Origin of the sequence: Vibrio sp. M260118 (assembly GCF_036533755.1) — a bacterium.
Lineage (GTDB): Bacteria > Pseudomonadota > Gammaproteobacteria > Enterobacterales > Vibrionaceae > Vibrio.
On the sequence record NZ_JATABG010000473.1, the window covers coordinates 1 to 2,208 of the forward strand.

The 2,208-nt window shown below is 41.7% G+C and carries 2 protein-coding genes; one reads left to right on the plus strand and one right to left on the minus strand.

What is annotated here, in order from left to right; translation table 11 throughout:
- Positions 1 to 196: 196 nt before the first annotated feature.
- Positions 197 to 1,324: a fatty acid desaturase gene (locus QTO00_RS18520; RefSeq protein WP_331426080.1), complete on the minus strand. Its 1,128-nt coding sequence runs from the start codon at positions 1,322 to 1,324 to the stop codon at positions 197 to 199.
- 253 nt (positions 1,325 to 1,577) lie between these two features.
- On the opposite strand from QTO00_RS18520, the gene QTO00_RS18525 reads away from it, so the two are divergent.
- Positions 1,578 to 2,138: a GNAT family N-acetyltransferase gene (locus QTO00_RS18525; protein ID WP_331426081.1), complete on the plus strand. Its 561-nt coding sequence runs from the start codon at positions 1,578 to 1,580 to the stop codon at positions 2,136 to 2,138.
- Positions 2,139 to 2,208: the final 70 nt, after the last annotated feature.

Here is a 2,208-nt window from a genome sequence, read left to right on the forward strand (position 1 = left end):
GGTATTAACCACCAATCGTTTTCAGCCAGTCAAATTGATTCATGAGTATGCCGAACTGAATGGAGAGTCGATCGACTGTATCGAATTTAAACGGATTATTGATTGATGCCAAGCAGAATAAAACGTTGATGAAATCACCTGGTTACCTATTTATCCCAGTTGATATACCAAAACGGAAGCCTAAGCTTCCGTTTTGTTATGCGTATTGAGCGACTAGCGCATCCCAGCTTTTTCTTTGAGCGGCGAGATCACGTTTAATTTGTTGGTAGCGCAGCTTAAGTAGAGATTTTTCATACTTCTTGACCAAATCAGTCTTGGTCGCCTCTAACACTTGTTTCTTGAGTTCATAATAATCTGACATTTTTCCCATTAAGGCATCAAACTCTTTGTTCAATGTTTCATTCAAAATAGAGGCATTAGGGAGTTGACTGATGTTTTTTGATGCATTCGCTAGCGCCTGTTTTGCTTTGGCTTTTTCTATTTTTAGGTATGGAGTAATACGCAGCTTCGAGGTTAAACCAAACCAAGAACATGACTTGATTAGCCATTTAGTTGGATCGTATTGCCACCAGTAGATGCCATTTCGGTAGTCATTTTCAAAGATGTGGTGATAGTTGTGGTAGCCTTCACCAAAGGTAAACACAGCAAGCACCCCATTGTCGCGCGCGGTGTTCTTATCGGTATAAGGCTGGCTTCCCCAGATGTGGGCGAGGGAGTTTATGAAGAAGGTCGAATGGTGGCTTAACACGAGGCGCAGCACGCCGACGACAAGCAGCATCCCCCAAATGTCACCATGGATCAGCCCTATAGCGATTGGAATTCCAAAGTTGGTGATAATAGCCAATGGTACGTAGTAATTATGCTGCCACATAACAATTTTATCTTTCTGTAGATCGCGGCAGTTACTGTAATCAGCATAGGTATTGGCATTGTACTCACGCAGCATCCAACCTATGTGTGAAAACCAGAAACCACGTTTAGCTGAGTAGGGATCTTTATCGTTGTTATCAACATGCTTATGGTGAATGCGATGATCTGAGCTCCAATGGAGAGCACTGTTTTGTAGTGCAAATGCACCGCCAATAGCAAATAGGAACCTCAAAGACCAGTGTGCTTGGTAAGTCTTGTGTGACCATAATCGATGATAACCGGCGGTAATCGAGAGGTTACAAAAAGAGAACGCAATTAAGAACCAAACAAGATGTTCTACACCGAAGCCGAATGCGATGCCGTACCAAGGGACGACTGCAGCGGCGACGATGAATGAAGACAAAAATATAAAGATATTTAACCAAATAAGAGGTGGTTTGGTTGACCCCGACATGGTGATTTCCTTTCAGCTAACAGTTGTGCGCCAGAATATCAGCGTACACGTGTAAGTCAAACGGAAATATTCAGATTGATGTCTGCCTCACGAGATTGTTGGGTGAAGTATGAAACACACTATATGGTTTGATCATGTGTAAATAATTATTCACTCAATTGATTATGCTAATGCAGAATATTTGGCTTTTAGGTAAATGTTTTATAGTATGAAGGTATAAACAATCCTTACAGGAAGTAATAAGGAACTATAAATGGAATTAAAAGCAGCTGAATATAGCGACTATGAGCGTATCTCCGCACTGCATGCTCAAAGCTGGAAGCATTTCTATAAAGGTATTTTAGGAAAGGATTTTCTCGAGAATGAAGTTGATGAAGAGAGAGCGGCTATTTGGCAAACTCGCCTAATCAATCCCCCTTTTAACCAACATGTACTGCTTATCGAAGAAGGTGGACTATTGTGCGGATTTGTTTGTGCGTTTGGTAATCATGACTTTGAAAAAGGCACCATGATTGATGCACTTCATATAGATCGCGCATACCGAGGCCGTGGTCTAGGTGTAAAACTCTTAGCAGAAATGGCTAAATGGATAGCACAATATTTTCCTGACAACGGCGTGTACGTTGAGGTGATGAAAGAGAATAAGCAAGCAATTGAATTCTATCAGCATTTGGGTGGTGATCTCTATCTTGAGCGCTTGTGGAACGCCCCGTGTGGTGGGAAAATTCCCGAGTTGACTTACCACTGGACGTCGGGTCAAGAGTTAGCAAACAACGTGGAACAACATCTCAAATCAGGATTTGTAATAGGTTGAAACAATTAACTTTGTTTCCCTGATACTCCTCGGACATAAGCTTTATCGCCGTTAGGTAATTTTAAATTGC

Excerpts from the sequence above, each read along its gene's own strand:
- QTO00_RS18525 (WP_331426081.1), top strand. The coding sequence starts at position 1,578 with ATGGAATTAAAAGCAGCTGAATATAGCGACTATGAGCGTATCTCCGCA.
- QTO00_RS18520 (WP_331426080.1), bottom strand. The coding sequence starts at position 1,324 with ATGTCGGGGTCAACCAAACCACCTCTTATTTGGTTAAATATCTTTATA.